10 protein-coding genes are annotated in these 20,083 nt (G+C 68.2%); 3 read left to right on the forward strand and 7 right to left on the reverse strand.

Features of this window, described 5'->3' with window-relative positions; all coding sequences use genetic code 11:
- Positions 1-7 precede the first annotated feature (7 nt).
- Positions 8-1,237, reverse strand: coding sequence for an acetyl-CoA C-acetyltransferase (locus tag ACWFRB_RS06055; RefSeq protein ID WP_452639523.1), 1,230 nt, complete (start codon positions 1,235-1,237; stop codon positions 8-10).
- A gap of 260 nt (positions 1,238-1,497) precedes the next feature.
- On the opposite strand from ACWFRB_RS06055, the gene ACWFRB_RS06060 reads away from it, so the two are divergent.
- The gene (locus tag ACWFRB_RS06060; protein WP_452639524.1) at positions 1,498-2,730 is read left to right on the forward strand and encodes a TetR/AcrR family transcriptional regulator; all 1,233 of its coding nucleotides are present in this window, start codon (positions 1,498-1,500) and stop codon (positions 2,728-2,730) included.
- Positions 2,731-2,751: 21 nt separating this feature from the next.
- Here the strand turns inward: ACWFRB_RS06060 and ACWFRB_RS06065 are convergent, their stop codons facing one another.
- The 4 genes from ACWFRB_RS06065 to ACWFRB_RS06080 form a co-directional block, all read right to left on the reverse strand.
- Positions 2,752-4,167: a wax ester/triacylglycerol synthase domain-containing protein gene (locus ACWFRB_RS06065; RefSeq protein WP_452639525.1), complete on the reverse strand. Its 1,416-nt coding sequence runs from the start codon at positions 4,165-4,167 to the stop codon at positions 2,752-2,754.
- 37 nt (positions 4,168-4,204) lie between these two features.
- The gene (locus ACWFRB_RS06070; protein WP_452639527.1) at positions 4,205-5,662 is read right to left on the reverse strand and encodes a wax ester/triacylglycerol synthase domain-containing protein; all 1,458 of its coding nucleotides are present in this window, start codon (positions 5,660-5,662) and stop codon (positions 4,205-4,207) included.
- A 102-nt stretch (positions 5,663-5,764) separates the two neighbouring features.
- Positions 5,765-6,661 (reverse strand): oxygenase MpaB family protein, encoded by an 897-nt coding sequence (locus tag ACWFRB_RS06075; RefSeq protein ID WP_452639528.1) that lies wholly within the window; start codon positions 6,659-6,661, stop codon positions 5,765-5,767.
- A gap of 9 nt (positions 6,662-6,670) precedes the next feature.
- Positions 6,671-8,200, reverse strand: coding sequence for an aldehyde dehydrogenase family protein (locus tag ACWFRB_RS06080; RefSeq protein ID WP_452639530.1), 1,530 nt, complete (start codon positions 8,198-8,200; stop codon positions 6,671-6,673).
- 174 nt (positions 8,201-8,374) lie between these two features.
- Here ACWFRB_RS06080 and ACWFRB_RS06085 point away from each other — a divergent pair, with 174 nt between their 5' ends.
- Both ACWFRB_RS06085 and ACWFRB_RS06090 read left to right on the forward strand, forming a co-directional pair.
- Positions 8,375-9,520, forward strand: coding sequence for an acyl-CoA dehydrogenase family protein (locus ACWFRB_RS06085; protein WP_452639531.1), 1,146 nt, complete (start codon positions 8,375-8,377; stop codon positions 9,518-9,520).
- A 44-nt stretch (positions 9,521-9,564) separates the two neighbouring features.
- Positions 9,565-10,260 (forward strand): GntR family transcriptional regulator, encoded by a 696-nt coding sequence (locus tag ACWFRB_RS06090; RefSeq protein WP_452639532.1) that lies wholly within the window; start codon positions 9,565-9,567, stop codon positions 10,258-10,260.
- 21 nt (positions 10,261-10,281) lie between these two features.
- Here the strand turns inward: ACWFRB_RS06090 and ACWFRB_RS06095 are convergent, their stop codons facing one another.
- Both ACWFRB_RS06095 and ACWFRB_RS06100 read right to left on the reverse strand, forming a co-directional pair.
- Positions 10,282-19,437, reverse strand: a complete 9,156-nt coding sequence (locus ACWFRB_RS06095; protein ID WP_452639534.1) for an amino acid adenylation domain-containing protein — start codon at positions 19,435-19,437, stop codon at positions 10,282-10,284.
- Positions 19,438-19,747: 310 nt separating this feature from the next.
- Positions 19,748-20,083 (reverse strand): hypothetical protein (locus ACWFRB_RS06100; RefSeq protein WP_452639536.1); only part of this gene is annotated, 336 nt, incomplete at its 5' end.

Below are 20,083 nucleotides of genomic sequence, written 5' to 3' on the forward strand. Positions count from 1 at the left end.
TCGGGGCCTAGATGCGTTCGATGACGGTGGCGATGCCCATGCCTGCGCCCACGCAGAGGGTCGCCAGCCCGTACCGCCTGTCGCGACGCTCGAGCTCGTCGAGCAGGGTGCCCAGGATGATGGCCCCGGTCGCACCGAGCGGGTGACCCATGGCGATGGCGCCACCATTGACGTTGACCTTGTCCATCGGGATGTCCATGTCCTTGACGAACTTCAGCGCAACGGAGGCGAAGGCCTCGTTGATCTCGTACAGGTCGATGTCTTCTGCGGTGAGGCCCGCCCTGGCCAGCGCCTTCTCGGCCGCAGGCGCCGGACCGGTGAGCATGATCGTCGGCTCGGATCCGACCACCGCGGTTCCCACGATGCGCGCACGCGGCGTCAGGCCCGCCCTGGCCCCCGCCTCCGCTGAGCCGATCAGCATCAGGGTTGCCCCGTCGACGATGCCCGACGAGTTGCCCGCGTGGTGCACGTGCTCGATCCGCTCGACCGAGTGGTACTTCTGGAGCGCCACCGCGTTGAACCCGCCCTGCTCTCCCATGGACGCGAACGAGGGCTTGAGCGCCCCCAGGCTCTCGACCGTTGCGCCGGGTCGCATGTGCTCGTCGCGATCGAGCACCACGAGTCCGTTCCGATCCTTGACCGGGACGACCGAGCGGTCGAACCGCCCGTCTGCCCACGCCTTCGCCGCGAGTTCCTGTGACCGGACCGCGAACTCGTCGACACGGGTTCGACTGAACCCTTCCATCGTCGCGATGAGGTCGGCGCCGATCCCCTGCGGGACCATGTAGGTCGCATAGTTGGTGGCGGGGTCCATTCCCCACGCGCCACCGTCCGACCCCATCGGCACCCGCGACATCGACTCGACCCCGCCTGCGAGGACGAGGTCTTCCCAGCCCGAGGCCACCTTCTGGGCGGCGAGATTGACGGACTCGAGACCCGACGCGCAAAAACGGTTCACCTGCACGCCCGCCACCGTCTCGGGCAGTCCCGCGGCAAGGGCCGCCACCCTCGGCAGGACCGCGCCCTGTTCGCCGAGCGGCGAGACGATGCCGAGCACGATGTCCTCGATCGCGCCGGGATCGAGCCCAGGATTGCGGTGCCGGATCTCATCGATGAGGCCGACCACGAGGTCGATCGGCTTGACCGAGTACAGCGATCCGGTCGCCTTGCCGCGGCCGCGCGGTGTGCGCACGGCGTCGAAGATCAGCGGCGCTCCGGTAGGTCGGGTCACGGTCATGCTTCCCCTTTCGATTCGGCGCACCATGTGCGGGCCACGGTCGTGCCTGCGCCAGTGAGAACGCTCACACAGTGCGAATTGCGGTTAACTTTTATGCACCTTTCCGAGGTTGTCAATAGCGAATACCGTTGCTAGTACTGCCTTTGCGCCGAAGATCCACGGGAAGTACCGGCGTCGGCTCCGGAATCCTGCCTTCGCTTTCGGGCCGAAGGCGCCGGGCTCTCGGTTACGATTACTGCGACCGAAGTCAGGAGACGTCGATGCCCCAGACGACCACCGGCCGGCCGGCTTCGGCCGCCGCGCCCGTTCGGCGACGACCGAAGGACCGCAAGGCGCAGATCGCCTTGGTGGCGGCGCAGGCCTTCAGCGAACGGGGCTATCACGCGGTGGGTGTGGACGACATCGCCGCCACTCTCGGCATCTCCGGCCCTGCCCTCTATCGGCATTTTCCCAACAAGTACGCCTTGCTGGTCCACGCCGCGATGGGAACGGTCGGTGCCCTGCGGTCGGCCTCCGATGGCGCAGCCGAGTCCGACGATCCGGACCGCACCCCGGAGCTCCAGTTGGATTCCGTGCTGCGAGCGCTGATCGTGACCACCGTCGAAAACCGGAAGACCGGTGGGCTCTACCGGTGGGAGGGCCGCTACCTCCGGCCGGACGACCGGGACCTGATGCGGGCCGAATTCGTCGCGGTGACACAGAACGTCGCGGGGCCGCTGCGCGAGTTGCGACCCGAACTCACCGAACGCGAATCGGTGATCCTCGCGGCAGCCGCGCTCAGCGTGATCGGCAGCATCACCGCCCACAGCGCCGCGCTGGCGAACCGCAAGATCGAGAAGCTCCTGCTCGGTACCGCCTGGGGCGTGTTGAGATGCGACCTGGCCGCGTCGCCGCCCGCGGCGACAACGATCGACGATCCCGCCGCCCAGCGCGGACTCGCCGTGACCTCCAAGCGTGAACTACTGCTCGCGGAGGCTGTGAAGATCTTCAACGACCGCGGCTATCACGAATCGAGCATCGAGGAGATCGGCGCAGCCGCGGGCATCAACGCGTCCAGCGTCTACCGGCACTTCCCCAGCAAGGCTGACCTGCTGGCGGCCGCGTTCCACCGGGCAGCCGATCGCCTGGCCATGGCGACGGCCGCCGCGCTCGCCGCCTCCACCGACCCGGACGAGGCGCTGAGTCGACTCTCGGCCACCTACATCGACCTGGCATTCGCGCATCCCGAGGTGCTCTCCGTGTACTTCTCGGAGATCGGCAACCTGCCCAAGCAGGAGCGCACCAACCTCCGCAACGTGCAGCGCCTGCACGTCGAGGAGTGGGTCCATCTGCTCACCGCGGTTCGACCCGAGCTGTCCGCCGTCGAGGCCAGGTTCCTGGTGCACGCGGCCCTCGGCCAGACCCTCGACGTTGGCCGGCTACTCCATTTCGACAAGGGCGCGCAGGCCCGCGGTCGGATGCAGACCCTCATGCTGACGGTGCTGCACAGCTGACCGGCCGCGAGCCGTCGCCTGTCAGACCGCGGCGCCGCTCATGATCGCCGATTCGAGCTCGTCGTATGACTCACGCAGCAGCTCGACGTAGCGATCGTCGTCCGGCAACTGCAGCGGATCCGCGGTGACGTTGATCGTGAGGACGTCCCCGACGCTGTCGACCCGGTGCGCGAGACCGGCGAGACCCGAGAGCGGGCACAGCCCGAAACTCGCGACCACCGTCGCGTCGCCGAGCTTCATGTCCGCCGGCCCCTTCGGCACGTTCGAGACGAGCGCGTTCCCCAAGCTGACGGTCGACGACTCCTGCTTGGGCAGCGCGCCGAGAACCGCAAGGCCAGCGCGAAGGAGGGCACCAGGAACGGCGCCGGGGAGCTCGTCGAGCGTCAGCGACGCAGGAGTGGTCGTGCGGATCCGTTCCTCGAGAACCGAATCGTGGATCTCCCGCACTCGCTCGACCGGGTCCTCGGTCTCGGTGTGCAGATCCACGTACATGGTCACGAACCGGTTTCGCGACGTCGCCTCCACCGTCGAGCGGGTCGACATCGGAACGCCCGCACCCAGCGAACCGGCAGGCACCTCGCCGGCCGCATGCAGGTAATTCCGCATCGCCCTGCCGATCACGGCGAGCACCAGATCGTTGACGGTGACCTCGCCGAGCCTTGCCTTCATCGCGCGCAGGCCCCCGAGCGGGAGTATCGCGGCGTTGAAAACCCGGTCGGGACCCAACGGCTGGTTGAGTGTCGTGCGCGGGCGAACGGCGGTGGGCGTCCGGTACAACCCCAGATCGCTTCCGAGTTGCAGTGCACGCTGCGCCGAGCGCGCCCTGACGAGCTCCTGCGCGAGCCGACCCAGATTCCGCGGGGTCGATCCGAGCGCCCGCGCCAGCATTCCGACCTGCGATGGCGGCGCCGAGGCCGGCGCGTCCGCGTCCGCGGCGTCGAGCACGTCCTGCTCGCCCGGCTCCGCCGCGAAGAGGCGGCGCGCGATCGTGGCGCTCAACATGCCGTCCGCCGCCGCGTGATGCACCTTCAGTGCCGCCACTGTGGCCTCGCCCGCGATGCCGTCGATCCCGCGGACACCGGAGACCACGTGTAGTTCCCATGGCGGCCTCGACTCGTCCATCGGGCTCTGCAGCAGGTCGGCCAGCAGCGTGCGCACGTCCTCCCAGCGCTCGGCCGTGTGGAAGACGAGGTGATTGTCGACGGAGAACCCCGGATCCTCCGCCCAGTACGGATGGTCGAGGTCCAGCGGCACGCGGACCACCCGCTGTCGCAGGATCTCCATCCCACCTGCGCGATCGTCGATCCACCGGGTGATCTCCGCGGGATCCGGATGTCGATCCGAATCCCGTTCGGCCACAAAGGCATACGCGGTCATCGTGGCCTGCTTGGCCTGTTCCTTCTCCACGTAGAGAAATACGGTGTCTCTCGGATGCATCTGCTCCATGTACCGCCCCGTCCCCAATACGCGCCGCTCACCCCGAGGCGACGCTCCCGACGTCCAACCGTACAGACGAAGCGCGTCGGAGGTCGGTTTGGTCCCTTAGCGTGTCGAACGACTCGAGCAGGAGCTCGCGATAGCGGCGGATGTCGGCCAACTGCAGCGGATCGGCGGTGATGTTGACCGTGAGGGAGTTACCCACCGAGCCGACGGCGTGCGCCACCCCACCCAAACCGACGAGCGGCGCGAGACCGAATCCGGCAACGACGGTCGCATCGCACAGGCGCAGGTCCGCACTGCCGCTGCGCACGCTGCTGACCAGGGTGTTCACGTAGTGAATCGTCTCCGATCGTCGCTTCGGTCGCCCGTACCCGATCCGCAACGCGGCTCGAATCGCCCATCCGGGTACGACGCCGACGACATCGCAGGAAGCCGCCTCGGCCTCGGCCGGAATGCTCAGCCGCTCGCGCTCCTCCAGGACCGACCGATGGATCGCGCGGACCCGCGCGATCGGATCGACCGTGGCGGTGTGCAGGTTCACCGCCATCGTGAGGAACTGATTTCGTGACTCGGATACGCGGGTGTGGCGGATGGACATCGGAACCGCGGCGGCCAATGAACCCTCCGGGAGGCCGCCGACCTCGCGGAGGTACCTCCACAGCGCGCCCGCGATGACCGCCAGCACGAGGTCGTTGACGGTGACCTCGCCGAGCGCGGCCTTCATCTCCCGCAACTCGTCGAGCGGCAGGAACGCCACGTCGAACACCCTGTCGGGGCCCAGCGGCTGGTTGAGCACGGTCCGCGGCCGCTTCGCGACGGGCAGGGTGTGCCTGCCTTCCTCGCGTTCGACCAGTAGTCGGTGGCGCGTCGCGCGGAACCCTCGCAGGCCGGCGACGAGCTCGCCGACCCTGCGCGGGCACGCCAGGACGGCAGAGGTGAACAGACCGGCAGGGACCGGTGTCCGCAGTGCGGCGACAGGTGCGCCGGGGCGAATGTCCGGGACCGGGCCCGCGCCGAACAGCGCCCTGGAGATGGCGGTGCTGAGCTCGCCGTCCGCCATCGAGTGATGGAACTTCATCACGGTGACCGTTGCGTCCCCTGTGACGCCGGGGATACCGCTTACCCCGGTGACGACGTGGAGTTCCCACAGCGGCTTGGACCGATCCATCGGCTGCTGCACGAGCAGCGCCATCCATTCGCGCAGCTCCTCCCATCCCGAGCCGTCGTGGAAGAAGAGGTGATCCTCGACGGAGTGCTCGGGATCGTCGACCCAGTACGGATGGTCGAGGTCGAACGGGACGCGGACCAGTCGTTGCCGCAGCACAGCGATCCCGCGAGCGCGGTCGGCGATCCACCGGGTGATCTCCCGGCGGTCGGCCGGGCGAGCCCGCGAACCGTCGGGAACGAAGGCATAGGCGGACAGAAAGGTCTGCCAGGCGACGGGACGCTCCACATAGAGGAACACCGCATCCCGCGGATCGACCTGCAGCACGTAACTCCCCGTTCGTCGACCCCTGCCGGCGAGACGGTACCGTTTGACACTACGTCCCGCGCATCGAGGCTCCCGCAGCGCGGGACGACGCGCGTTCCCCGATCAGCCCCGACCGTGGTTCTGATCCACTCCGAGATCGCTCGGCTGGTAGCCCACCGGGTATCCGGGATAGGTCCGGTTGTGCGGGTCCCTTGCGGCCTTCGACCTCCTGCGCGGCGGCAGCAGTCGGACAGCCCTGGACCGGGCAACCAATCCGCGCTGCGCGACGCCCGTCATCCAGGCAGGCGCGGCCGGGAACCCGAAGGCGGAGCGCATCTGCTGATCCAGCATCGCGTACACCCCCTGCCGCACGGCGGGCCGAAGCGGACGGGGGAACCACGCACAGAACAGGTCCCGGGTGTAGACGCCGATCAGGTGATTGTCCTCGGTGTACCGGAAGCGCTCGGCCTCGTAGTCGATCTTGAACCGGTAGAACTCCTGAAAGTCCTCCGGGATGTCCTTGATGCCCATCCGCAGTCCGACCTCCCGGTAGAAGTGGAAGGAGGCGAGCCGTTCCTTCGGGTGCAGTGGGCGCCAGCCGTAGCGGTCGATCCAGTCCAGCGGATCGAAGGCGAAGGTGCTCAGCACGTACAGCATGTCCGAATTGTCGATGTCGTACTTCGCGTGCATCCGGTTGACCATTCGCAGCGACTCGGTGCCGCGCGGCGAGTCGTAGCCGTGCTCGACGAGTTCGGCCATCAGCAGCGCGGTGTCGTCATAGCGCTTCTGCGGCCGCTTCTCGAACTCCCCGGTCCTACGCAGCAGCGCGGAGATCGTGGGCACGCAGTAGGTCCGGAAGAGGGCGAACTCGAGCGCGCGCTGGTAGTCCCACGGAAACTCGAAACCGGCTGTGATCCTGTGGATCTCGTGGTTGTCCGATACCGGGTCGAGCTGCTCGATCCGATGGAGCCAGCCGTACCTGCCGCGCGGTCGGGACGTGTTCTCGTTCACCAGCAACATGGTGCCCTCTCAGCTCCGGCCGTGCCGCGTCTTGAGCAACCACGCGGCGATCTTCATGTCTCGGGGTTTGCGTTCCATCGAAAGCAGATTCAACGGCGCCCGGTACTTCTGCCGGGCCACCGACTTGGCGCGGCTGAACTCGCGCAGTCCGTCGGCGCCGTGGATCCGGCCGAAGCCCGACTCCCCCACCCCGCCGAACGGGAGCGCAGCCACGCCCGCGAATCCGAGCACCGAGTTGATCGTGACCACTCCGGCTCGCAACCGCTCCGCCGCCGCCAGCGCCCGCCTGCGATCACCTGTGAAGATCGACGCACCGAGTCCGTACTTGGAGGCATTGGCCGCAGCGATCCCCTCGTCCAGGTCCGCTACCCGGTTGATCACCACCGTCGGCCCGAAGGTCTCCTCACGGACGGCGCTGCTGTCCTCCGGAACATCTACGAGGATGACCGGTTCGACGAAGGGCCCGCGGATCGACTCCGGGCCGCCGAGCACCGCGCGACCGCCCCTGGCGATGGCGTCGTCGATCTGCCCGCGCACCACCTCCGACTGCCGTGCCATCGTCATCGGCCCATAAGAGGAGTCCGGGGCGCCGCCGGGACGCAGCCGCTTGGCCTTCTCGGTGACCTTCTGCACGAAGGTGTCGAACACCCCGTCCGCCACGTAGATCCGTTCCACGCCGACGCAGGTCTGGCCCGCGTTGCCCATGGCACCGAAGACGGCGAAATTCGACGCCTCCTCCAGATCCGCATCTGCGTCCACCAGCATCGCGTCCTTGCCACCGCACTCCGCGACCATCGGGGTCAGGGTCTCCGCGCACAAGGCCATCACCTTTTTGGCTGTCGGCGTCGAACCCGTGAACGCGACCTTGTCGACCCCGGCCCTGCAGAGCGCGGTCCCGGTACCGCCGTCACCCGTGATCACCTGCAGCACGGGCTGGTTGGGGACGAGGGCCTGCCACTTGTCGGCGATCCACACCGCGACACCCGGCGTCAGTTCACTCGGCTTGAAGACCACCGCGTTGCCCGCCGCCAGTGCGTACGAGATCGAACCCATCGGCGTGTACAGCGGATAGTTCCACGGTCCGATCACCCCCACCACGCCGAGCGGCTGGTACCGGACGGTCGCCTCCTGATTGGCGCTCACCAACCCGGCGGGCACCCTCTTCTTGCCGAGCACCTTGGCGGCGTTGCGGGCAGCCCAGTCCAGGTGCTCGACGGTGAGCATCACCTCGAGCAGGGCGTCGCCCGGCGGTTTCCCGGTCTCGCGGGAGATCACAGCGGCCAGGGCCTGCGCGTCGGACGCGATCGCCGTCTTCCAGTCCAGCAGCCATCGCTTGCGCCCGTCGAAGCCCAGCGACTCCCACCAACGCGCGGCGGGGCGGGCACGTTCGACGACCCTCGCAACCTCGTCCGCATCCGCGACCGGGTAGCTGGCGATGAGCTCGTCGGTGCGCGGATCGAGCGACTCCACCACCCCCGCTCCCGCGGGAGACCCTGCCGTCTCGGTGCGCTCGCGCTTCTTGGCCGCCTGCTGTGGCATGGACAGTTCCCTCCGTCGCCGATCAGTGAAGATACTTCACATCAAATATATTTGATGTGATGTACTGTTGTGTAGATCACATTAGGCGGCGGCAGGCCCGCCGACAAGACCACATCGACACTGATCCCCCGGCGCGCACCGTGCGCCCACACGACCAGCGGGAGCCAAACGAAGATGAGCGTTGAATTCACCACGGAACAGACGGCATTCGCCAAGTCCGTCACGGACTTCTGCAAGCGCGAGGCCGGTACGCGCGAGAAGCGCGATCAGTTGACCGATCACGGCGCACACAATCACAACCAGGGCGTATACGAGAAGATGGCCGAGCTGGGCTGGCTCGGGCTGACCATCCCCGAGGAATTCGGCGGCTCCGACGCGACCATGGTCGACATGTGCATCCTGCTCGAGCAGACCCACCGCGGGATGTTGCCGATCGGCGCGATCGGGCCGACGCTCATCACCGGCGGGGCATACGCCAAGTTCGGCACCCCAGAGCAGAAGGACGATGTGCTGCGCGGCATCGTCCGCGGTGCGTCCCAGTCGATCTCGATGTCCGAGCCCGAGGCCGGCTCCGATGTCGGGAACCTGAGCACCAAGGCCGAGCGGACCTCGGACGGCTGGCTGGTCAACGGTCAGAAGACATGGTGCTCCAACGCCCACATCTCGGAGAACATCCTTCTCGTCGCGCGTACGAGCCGCGGCGAGAACAAGCACGAGGGAATGACCATGTTCCACGTGCCTGCACGCACCGACGGCCTGAAGATCAGCCCGATCGAGCTGATGGGCGGCCAGAAGGAGACGAACGACCTCTACTTCACCGACTGCGTGCTCCCCGAGGACGCGGTGGTCGGCGAGGTGGGGAACGGCTGGCGCCAGCTGATGACCGGGCTGAACTTCGAACGGCTGATCCTTGCCGCGATGATCCTGGGGACCGCGGAGCGGGCCTTCGACGACACCCTCGGGTACATCACCCAGCGCAAGCAGTTCGGCCGGCCGATCGGCAGCTTCCAGTCACTGCGGCACCGGATGGCCGACCTCGCCACCGAGATCGAATGCACCAAGCTGCTCGTCTACAACGTCGCGCGCGAGGCGGATGCCAACCCGGACAAGGTCCTCGCCCGGGAGGCCTCGATGGCCAAGCTGAAGGCGACGGAGACCGCCAAGCGCGTCGCCCTCGAGGGCATGCAGATGATGGGCGGGTACGGCTACGCCACCGAGTTCGACATGGAGAAGCATGTCCGCGGGGCACTGGTGTCCACCATCTTCGGCGGCACCAGTGAGATCCAGCGCGACATCATCGGCAAGACGTACGGCCTGTAGCCACTGGCGGGCGTTTAAGCTGATTGCCGTCAGAAGGAGACTCGATGACCTCGTCCGCCACACCCCGCCCCAAGGAGGCGCGCGCGCTCCGTCGCCGCCCCCAGCTCTCCGATGACGTCGCGGTGCACGTCCGCAACCTCATCATGTCGGGCGGGGTGCGGCCGGGCGAGTTCATCCGTCTCGACGAGACCGCCGCCGAGCTCGGGGTCAGCGTCACCCCTGTCCGCGAGGCCCTGCTGACACTGCGCAGCGAGGGTCTCGTGGAGCTGGTGCCGCACCGCGGGTACGTCGTCGCCGCCCTCAGCCGGGGGGACATCAACGACGTCTTCTGGCTGCAGGGGCAGATCGCCGAGGAGCTGACCTCGAGGGCCACCGCCGCCATCGACCAGGAGACCCTCGACGAGCTCCGCAGCATCAATGCGAAACTGGCACGTGCCGTGGAGGATTCGGATGCGGCTCGGATCGAGGACCTCGAGTTCGGCTTCCATCGGGTGCTCAACCGGTTGGCGGGTTCCGCCAAGCTCTCCCGGTTCCTGCTCAACGCGACCCGGTATACGCCGGTGCACTTCTACTCGGCGGACCACGGCTGGGGTGCTGCCGCCATCGCGAGCCACGACCGGCTCATCGCCGCGATGGCCGCGGGCAACGCGGACGAGGCCGGGCAAGAATCCCGGGAGCATTTCCTCGACGGGGCGCAACGCCTGATCAAGCACCTCGAAGAAGCGGGGATCTGGGACTGACGGGGTCGTCGTCACCGAGCGCTAGCGGGTCACCGCCTCCGCGCCGGTCCACCAGTCGTCGAGGATCCGGGCGATCACGGCCAGGGCCTCGGGCGAGGCCATCCCCCAGTGCGTCGATTCCACCGGATGGTTGTGGATCGCGCCGTCCACCGCCGACCGCCAGGTCGATGCCCCGAGCGACCCACTCCTGTCCTCCCGCACCGCGGTGAAGTACACGACATCACCCGAGAACGACTTCGGCTGATGCGCGGCCAGCAGCGCCAGGGACTCCAGCACTGATTCGACGGCCTGTGCCCGGTCGTCGATGCGGATCCCCTCCGGGACAAGGCCGCCGAGTAGCTCGCCCTGAGTGGGGTCATCGAGGACCGACCGTGCGGGCGCGGCCTCGTGATCGGCAAAGCTGTCCATCATCGCCAGTAGCGCGACATCCTCACCCTCTGCCTGCAATTGGACCGCCATCGCCTGCGCGATCACGCCACCGAGCGACCATCCCAACAGGTGATAGGGCCCCTCCGGCTGAACCGAGCGGATCTCGCGCACGTACCTGTCGGCCCATTCTCCGATCGAATCCGGCGCCCCGCCGGAGCTCCCGAGCGCGGGCGACTGCAGGCCGTAGATTCCGCGGTCGGACTCGAGGTGTCGGGCCAGGCCGGCGAACGCCCACGACAGCCCGCCGATCGGGTGAACACAGAAGAGGGGCGGCTCGGATCCACCGACCCGGATCGGGAGCAGGACCTCGAACGACGCCTCGACGTCCGCGTCGGCGCCCGTACCCGAGTCGATCCGATCGGCGAGCCCCGCCGGGGTCGGGTCGGAGAACATCCACTGGACGCGAACCTCGGACCCGAGCCGCGATGAAAGCCGAGCCACCACGCCGGTGGCGATCAGCGAGTTGCCGCCGAGCTCGAAGAAGTTGTCGTCCAACCCGACCCGGCCGACACCGAGCACCTCGGCCAGCACCTCTGCGATCGCGACCTCCGTCGCGGATACCGGTGCGCGATACTCCCGGGCGACGGGCTCCGGCGCGGGCAATGCCGAGCGGTGAAGCTTGCCCGACGCGTTCAGCGGCAACTCCTCCAGCGTCACGAACACGCTCGGAACCATGTAATCCGGGAGCGCGCGGCCGAGGGAAGTGCGGGCGACGTCCGAATCGAACGCCGGGTCGCCGACCACGTATCCGACCAGTTGCTGATGTCCATGGCCGTCCCCCCGGACCACGGCCACTGCCTGCTCGATCCCGTCGAGCGCGAGCAGGGCGGCCTCGATCTCACCCAGCTCGATCCGCAGACCACGCAACTTGACCTGAAAATCGTTGCGCCCCAGATACGTCAGCTCGCCGTCCGGACGCCACGTCACCAGGTCGCCGGTCCGGTACATCCGCGCACCCGAACCGCCATACGGATTCGCCACAAACCGATCCGACGTCAGATCACTACGACCCACATACCCCCTCGCAAGCTGCACACCCGCCAGGTACAACTCACCCGGCACACCCACCGGCACCGGACGCAACCGCGAATCCAACACAAACACCTGCGTGTTCCACACCGGCGCACCAATCGGCACCGACACCTCATCCGCCGCAGTCACCTCATGGAAGGTCACATCCACCGCGGCCTCCGTCGGCCCATATAAATTATGCAACCGCGCACCCGGCAACACACCACGCAACAACGCCGCCGTCTGCGCAGGCAACGCCTCACCCGAAGCGAACACCCGCCGCAACGACAACGCCTCCACCACCGACGGCTCCGCCACAAACACCGCCAACATCGACGGCACAAAATGCGCCGTCGACACCAACTCCTCCACGATCACCCGAGCCAGATACACCGGATCCCGATGACCATCCGGCACCGCAATCACCATCCGAGCACCAACCTGCAACGGCCAGAACAACTCCCACACCGACACATCGAACGTCACCGGAGTCTTCTGCAACACCACATCATCAGCAGTCAGCCCATACTCGCCCTGCATCCACACCAGACGATTCACGATCGCCGCATGCGAAACCGCCACACCCTTCGGCCGACCCGTCGAACCCGACGTGAAGATCACATACGCCGTGTTCTCCGACACCAACGGCGCCAACCGATCCACATCCGACACCGGCGCACCCGAGAACGCCCCCAGATCCACCGCATCGATCAAAACGACAGAGCTGTCCCCCGCAGCCGCGAACTCATCACGCGACGTCGACAAAACACACGCAGGCGCCGCGGTATCAAGAATGTTCCCGATACGATCCGCCGGCTGATCCGGATCCACCGGCACATACGCGCCACCCGCCTTGACCACCGCATACACACCGACCAACAAATCAATCGATCGACGCATCGCCAACGCAACCAACGATTCCGGCCCCACACCAATAGAAATCAGATGTCGCGCAAGACGATTGACCCGAGCATCGAACTCGGCATAGGTCAGCGCCTGGCCCTGGAACACCAGCGCGACCGCATCCGGCGTCCGCGCCACCTGCCCGTCGAAGAGATCGACCAGTGTCTGCGGCACCACCGGATGCGCGGTGGCGTTCCACCCGCCCAGGAGCACCTCGCGACCCGCCTCGCCGACGAGGTCGATGTCGCCGACCGGGCACCGCGGGTCGGCCGCCATCGCGTCCAGGATCCGGACGAAATGGCGCGCGAAACCGTCCACGGTCGACCGGTCGAACAGGTCCGTCGCGTAGACGAAGGAAACCGACAGTCCTCCTACGCCTGCCTGTTCCGCGACCGTCACCTGTAGGTCGAACTTCGCCACCTCGACCGGCGCGTCGACCCCCGAGACGTGCAGACCCGGCAGCTCCAGGTCCGGCTGCTCGATGTTCTGGTAGGACAGCATCACCTGGAAGAGGGGGTGCCTCGACATGGACCGTTCCGGATTGAGCACCTCCACCACACGCTCGAACGGCATCTCCGCGTGCCCGAACGCCCCCAGATCCGATTCACGCACGCGCGCCAGCAGTTCCGTCGACGATTCCGCCCCCTCGACCGGTGTCCGCAGCACCAGGGTGTTGACGAACATGCCGACCAGATCGTCCAGCGCTGCCTCGCCGCGGCCGGCCACCGGTGTGCCCACCGCGATGTCGGAGGTGCCGCTGAGCCTGCTCAACAGCACCGCGAGGCCCGCGTGCAGCGCCATGAACAGCGAGGCGTTGTACTCTGCGGCCCAATCGGAAAGTACGCCGCGGGTGCGCTCGCTGATGGGGATGTCCACCCGTGCGCCCGCCTGCGTCCGGACCGCCGGACGCGAACGATCCGACGGTAGATCCAGCTGCGCGGGCAGCCCGGACAACGCGCCGCGCCAGTACCCGAGCTGCCGCGCCGCCAGCGAGGAGGCATCGGACTCGTCGCCGAGAACCTCCCGCTGCCACAACGCGAAGTCCGCGTACTGCACGGCCAGCGGCGACCACACCGGTGCCGCTCCCCTGGCCCGCGCGGCATAGGCCGTCATGACATCGCGCGTCAGCGGTCCCATCGAGAAGCCGTCAGCACTGATGTGATGCACCACGATCGCCAGCGCATGCTCGGCCGCGGCGTCTCCAGGGCGTTCCGCATGCTCCACGCCTGCGACCCGGAGCAGGGCCATCCGCACCGGCACCTCGGCCACCACGTCGAAGCCCGCCGTGACCACGTCGGCTACCCGATCGGGCAGGTCGCCCGCCGACACCTCGACAGGGACCAGATCCGGGACCACCCATGCCGCGGGGACGATCACCTGCGCCGGACCGTCGATCGACTCCGGATACATCGTGCGCAACGACTCGTGCCGCTCGAACACGTCGCGGACCGCGGCGCGCAATGCGGTCACGTCGAGCGCACCCGACAACCGCACGACGACCGGGATGTTGTTCACGGCCGACTCCGGATCGAACCGGTTCAGGAACCACATCCGCTGCTGTGCCGCGGACAGCGGAATGCGATCCGGCCGCTCACCGGCCACCAGCACCGCTCGCGCCGCCCCGGAGTCCCGTTCGACCCGCACCGCGAGCGCCGCCACCGTCGGGGACTCGAACAACAACCGAACCGGAACCGTCACGCCCAGCGCGGAACCGAGACGCGCCGCCACCCGCGTCGCGATCAGCGAGTTCCCGCCGAGGTCGAAGAAGTTGTCGTCCAACCCGACTCGAGGAATGCCGAGCACCTCCGAGATCGTCCCTGCGACGATCTCCTCGACCGGCGTCGACGGCGCACGGAAGGCCGTCGACACAAACTCCGGCGTTGGCAGCGCACCGCGGTCGAGCTTCCCGTTCACCGTCAGCGGGATCCCGTCCAGCACCGTCACCACCGACGGCACCATGTGCGCGGGCAGGGACCTGGCGGCGAACGCGGTCAACTCGTCGGCGTCCGCCGACTCTCCCGCCGTGGCCACCACGTACGCGGCCAGCACCGTCGCCCCCGACGGGGCGGTCCGGCCCACCGTCACCGCGAAGTCCACCGACGGGTGCGCGGTCAACGCCGCGTCGACCTCACCGAGTTCGATGCGGAAGCCACGGATCTTCACCTGGAAGTCGCCGCGCCCCACGTACTCGAGCTCCAGATCCGACGGTCTACCCCCTGTCGCGGGGGCGAGCCACCGCACCATGTCGCCGGTCCGGTACATCCGCGCACCGGTCGCCGAGAACGGGTTCGCCACAAAGCGATCCGCGGTCAGACCCGATCGGTTGTGATAGCCGCGCGCCATCGCAGGACCAGCGACGTACAGTTCGCCGACCACCCCGACCGGCACCGGGCGAAGCCGCCGATCGAGCACCATCGCGGTCACGCCGCGGATCGGGCCGCCGATCGTCGGCGCACCGCCGGGGGCGAGCGCGGCGCTGGCCGACACCATGACGGTCATCTCGGTCGGTCCGTACGCGTTGTACAGGCCCCGATCCGCACCCCATCGAGCCACCAGGTCCGCGCTCAGCGCCTCGCCACCCATCACGACCACCCGCAGCGAATCGAGACCGTCGGGCGCGAGCGCGGTTGCGGCGGACGGGGTGATGAAGGCATGCGTGACCCGCTGGCAATCGATGATGTCCGCCAGCTCACCGCCTCCGTACACGTTCGGGGGCACGATCACCAGTGCCGCGCCCGCCGCCGTCGCCATCAGGATCTCGAGGATCGACGCATCGAAACTCGGTGACGAGGAATGCAGCACCCGCGAGGTGGCAGTCACCGAGTACCGCTGTCGCTGCTCGAGTGCGAAGCCCGCGATTCCCTCGTGCGTGACCACCACGCCCTTGGGCACCCCGGTCGAGCCGGAGGTGTAGATCATGTACGCCGGCTGGGCCGGGTGCATGACACCGCGCCTGTCCCGGTCACCGACCGGCGCCGTCGAGAGCGTCGCCCACTCCAACACGACGGCGTCGTCGTCGAGCGTCACCCAACCCGCGTCCGGTAGCCCGGCAACGTGCGCGGCCGTGGTGAGGCCGACCGCAGCCCCCGAATCGGTGAGCATGTGCCCGAGTCGGTCGAAGGGGTAGGCCGGGTCCATCGGCACGACGGCTGCGCCGGTCTTGGCCACCGCCCAGAGTGCCAACATCGACTCGACCGATCGGGGCAGGGCGACCGCGACGAACGACTCCGGCCCGACGCCGCGCGCGATCAGCAGGCGCGCCAGGGCGTTCGAGCGGGCGTCGAGCTCGCCGTAGTCGACGGTGCGAGAGCCGAACTCGAGTGCGGGCGCCGTCGGCTCGGTGACGGCCGCCGCCAACAGCTCGGCGAGGAGGACGGGTGGCTCTGCGGCCCGGCCCGCGACCGGACACAGCGCGGCGCGCTCACGGGCGTCCATCACCTCGACGTCACCGATCGGGACCGATGGATCCTGCGCCACCGCGTGGAGCAGCAGGAGGAACCGTGCGGCGAGGATGCGCGCGGTCGACTCGTCGAACAGGTCCGTGGCGTAGATGAAGGTGCCCGCGATCCCCGATCGGTCGGCGCGCTCCCCCAGCCAGAGCTGCAGATCGTATTTCGCGTACGCGATGCCGGGATCGACCTCGCTCACCACCAGTCCGGGCAACTCCAGGACCACGGGCTCGGCATTCTCCAGCACGAGCACGACCTGGAAGATCGGCGAGTGCGCGGTGGATCGCCCCGGTGCGAGTACCTCCACCAGTCGTTCGAAGGGCACCTCCGCATGTGCCAGCGCACCGATATCCGATTCCCTTGTGCTGCGGAGCAACTCGGCGAACGACACCGACTGGTCCAGAACGGTTCGCAGGGCGAGCGTGTTGACGAACATGCCGACCAGGTCGTCGAGTACGTGCTCCCCGCGGCCCGCGGTCGGCGTGCCGATGACGATGTCGTCGGTGCCCGAGACCTTCGACAGCAACAGCGCGAAGGCCGCGTGCAGGGTGGTGAACAGGGTCGCCTCGTGCTCGCGGGACAGCGCCGACAGGCGGCGGTGCAGGTCCCGTCCGATATCGAACTCGACCCGCCCACCCTCGAGCGAGGCAGCGGCAGGGCGTGGGCGGTCGGTGGGAAGCGGCAACAGGTCGGGGATGCCGGACAGCTCGTCGAGCCAATACCGGACCTGCCGTGAGAGCAGGGATTCCGGGTCCTCCTCGCTGCCGAGCAGCTCGCGCTGCCAAAGCGAATAGTCCGCATACTGCACCGGGAGCGGATCCGGGTCGTGTCGGCCGCCCGCCGCCGCGCTCGTATAGGCGGCCACCACCTCGCGCGCGAGGGGCGCCATCGAGGCGCCGTCGGCCGCGATGTGGTGGAGCAGGAACAAAAGCACGTGCTCGCCCCGGCCCAGCTCGAACAGACGCACCCGGACCGGCGGCTCGATCGTCACGTCGAATCCGGCGGACGCCTCCTCGATGAGCCTGCCGCGCAGGTCCGCCTCGTCCACTACCCGAATCGGACGGAGATCCGTGTCGACCCCCGCAACCGGGACCACCATCTGTCGGGGCCCCTCGCCGTCGTCCGGGAACACCGTGCGCAGCGATTCGTGCCTGCCCAACACGCTGTGCACCGAGATCCGCAGCGCCTCGTGGTCGAGTTCTCCGGCCAGGCGGATCCCGAGTGGGAGGTTGTATGCGGGCGATGACGTGTCGAACTGGTTGATGAACCACATCCTGGCCTGCGCGAGGGACAGCGGAATCCGCTCCGGGCGTGGTCCTGCCACCAGCTCGGGGCGACGGCGCGCACCGTCGGCCCGGACCGACGCGAGCGCGGCGAGCCCCGCAACGGTCGGCACGTCGAACACCTCTCGCAGGCTCACGTCGGAGCCGAGCGCCGCGTTGACGCGAGCCACCACCCGTGCGGCGGACAGCGAGTTGCCACCGTGATCGAAGAAGGAGTCCTGGGCCGCCACCCGTTCGACCCCGAGGATCTCGCCGAAGATCCGCGCGACCACCACCTCGGCCGGGGTCGACGGCTCGCCGTGCCCATCGGGGGTGGATTCGAAGTCCGGCCTCGGCAGCGACTTCCGATCGAGCTTGCCGTGCACCGTGATCGGCAGCTCGGCGAGCGTCAGCACGGTGATCGGCACCATGTATTCGGGCAGTGAACGCCCCAGGAAGGCGCGCAGCTCGTCACCGTCGACCGACAGCTCGGCGGCGGCGACCGTGTATCCGATCAGCTGCTGGTTCCCCGGGACATCCTCCCGGACCACCGCGACGGCCTGTGCCACCGACGGATGCGCAAGCATCGCGGACTCGATCTCGCCGAGCTCGATCCGCAGACCGCGCAGCTTCACCTGAAAATCGTTGCGCCCCAGATATTCCAGCTCACCGGCCGCGTTGGAGCGCACCAGATCGCCGGTGCGGTACATCCGCTCACCCGAACCGCCGTACGGATTCGCCACGAACCGCTCCGCCGACAGCCCGCCCCTGCCCACATACCCGCGGGCCAGCTGCACACCGGCCAGATACAACTCACCCGGCACCCCCACCGGCACCGGATGCAACCTCGCGTCGAGCACGAACACCTGCGTGTTCCACACCGGCACACCGATCGGCACCGACACCTCATCGGCCTCGGTGACCTCGTGGAACGTCACGTCCACCGCGGCCTCCGTCGGCCCGTACAGATTGTGCAACCGCGTCGACGGCAGAACGCCGCGCAGGCTCGCGGCGGTCTGCGCAGGCAAGGCCTCACCCGAGGCGAACACCCGCCGAAGCGAACCACAAGCGTCCACACCCGGCTCTGCCGCGAACACCGCCAACATCGACGGCACGAAATGCGCGGCCGTCACCGACTCGGTGGCGATCACCCGCGCCAGGTACGCCGGATCCCGATGACCACCCGGTGTCGCGATCACCAATCGCGCACCAACCTGCAACGGCCAGAACAACTCCCACACCGACACATCGAAGGTCGCCGGAGTTTTCTGCAGCACCACATCGTCGACCGCCAGGCCGTACTCGTCCTGCATCCACAACAGACGATTCACGATCGCCTCATGGCTGACGGCCACGCCCTTCGGCATACCCGTCGAACCCGATGTGAAGATCACATAGGCCGTGTTCGACGGCACCAGCGGAGCCAACCGATCCACATCGGTCACCGGCGCATCCGAGAACCCGCCGAGGTCCAGTTGCTCGAGGAGTACAGCCGATGATCCGGGTGGCAGTGCCGCACCGTCACCGCCGGTGGTGAGTACGGCCACCGGCGCTGCGGTCTCGAGCACGTGTGCCGTGCGCTCGGCCGGGTGGTCCGGATCGAGGGGAAGGTAGGCACCTCCGGCCTTGACGACGGCGTACACGGCGACCAGCAGGTCGATCGACCGACGGATGGCCAGCGCGACCACGGTGTCCGGACCGACCCCGTCGGCGATGAGACGGCGTGCCAGCCGATTGGCCCTGGCATCGAACTCGGCGTACGTCAGCGCGTGACCCTCGAACACCAGCGCGACCGAATCCGGGGTCCGCGCCACCTGCTCGTCGAACAGATCCGCAAGGGTGCTCCGTGCCGGCGGGGCCTCCAGCGCCTTGGCGTCCCGCTCGATGGTGTCCAGGACCGCGCCGAGGCCGCCCTCGGCCGCGACGACCATCGGCGCCAGCCCTGACAGTGTCACCGAGACAATGGCCTCGGGATCCAGCCCCCTGGCCCCGAGTGGTCCTGCCAGCATCTGGAGTCGCTCATCGAGCTCCCGATAGGTCACCGACACATCGTCGACCCGAACGACGACCAGGTCGGGGCGGGCCGCCGCGATGGCGGCGACCGACCGAGGGAAATCCGACAAAACGTACTCCGAAGCTATCGAGTCAAAGCCACGCCGATCCCCCCCGGCACCATTCGACCTGACCATCGCATAGTGCGATCCAGAGTGACAAGATACGTGAACCGCCAGCTCCGCGTCGGGTCCAGCGTTCGGGGCGGCCCCAGACGTCCCTCAGAGCGGGACCCAGCACCCGAGCGACCCGGGATGCCGAGACTCCCCCACCCTGCCCAACCCCGGCCGCCGCACCGATCCGGGGCGGACGAGATTGGTTGCCGCGATGCCCGCAACGGCGACACCGCTGTCACCGCAACCGGCGCCTCGACCCTGTTGGTTACCGCGCGAGTGCCTGTTCGTGGACGCCCTGGACGGCGCGGCCGGAGGGGTCGGCCATCGCGGCGAACTCGGGGTCCCACTCGAGTGCGGCGGGGGTGGAGCAGGCGATGGACTTGCCGCCAGGCACGGTGGCCGCGCAGGCCTCGCCGGGGAAGTGCTGGGCGAAGATCCGCCGGTAGAGGTAGGCCTCCTTGGTTTCCGGCGTGTTGTGCGGGAACACGGTCGCGGCGGACGCGAGTTCGGCGTCGGTGACCACCGCTTCGGCGTGGTCCTTGAGCCCGTCGATCCAGCCGTAGCCGACGCCGTCGCTGAACTGTTCCTTCTGCCGCCACAG

It is taken from the genome of Rhodococcus sp. NPDC055112, from assembly GCF_053607505.1.

What these genes read in the sequence shown, in the direction of transcription:
- ACWFRB_RS06055 (WP_452639523.1), bottom strand. Translation starts at nt 1,237, where the DNA reads ATGACCGTGACCCGACCTACCGGAGCGCCGCTGATCTTCGACGCCGTG.
- ACWFRB_RS06060 (WP_452639524.1), top strand. Translation starts at nt 1,498, where the DNA reads ATGCCCCAGACGACCACCGGCCGGCCGGCTTCGGCCGCCGCGCCCGTT.
- ACWFRB_RS06065 (WP_452639525.1), bottom strand. Translation starts at nt 4,167, where the DNA reads ATGCATCCGAGAGACACCGTATTTCTCTACGTGGAGAAGGAACAGGCC.
- ACWFRB_RS06075 (WP_452639528.1), bottom strand. Translation starts at nt 6,661, where the DNA reads ATGTTGCTGGTGAACGAGAACACGTCCCGACCGCGCGGCAGGTACGGC.
- ACWFRB_RS06080 (WP_452639530.1), bottom strand. Translation starts at nt 8,200, where the DNA reads ATGCCACAGCAGGCGGCCAAGAAGCGCGAGCGCACCGAGACGGCAGGG.
- ACWFRB_RS06085 (WP_452639531.1), top strand. Translation starts at nt 8,375, where the DNA reads ATGAGCGTTGAATTCACCACGGAACAGACGGCATTCGCCAAGTCCGTC.
- ACWFRB_RS06090 (WP_452639532.1), top strand. Translation starts at nt 9,565, where the DNA reads ATGACCTCGTCCGCCACACCCCGCCCCAAGGAGGCGCGCGCGCTCCGT.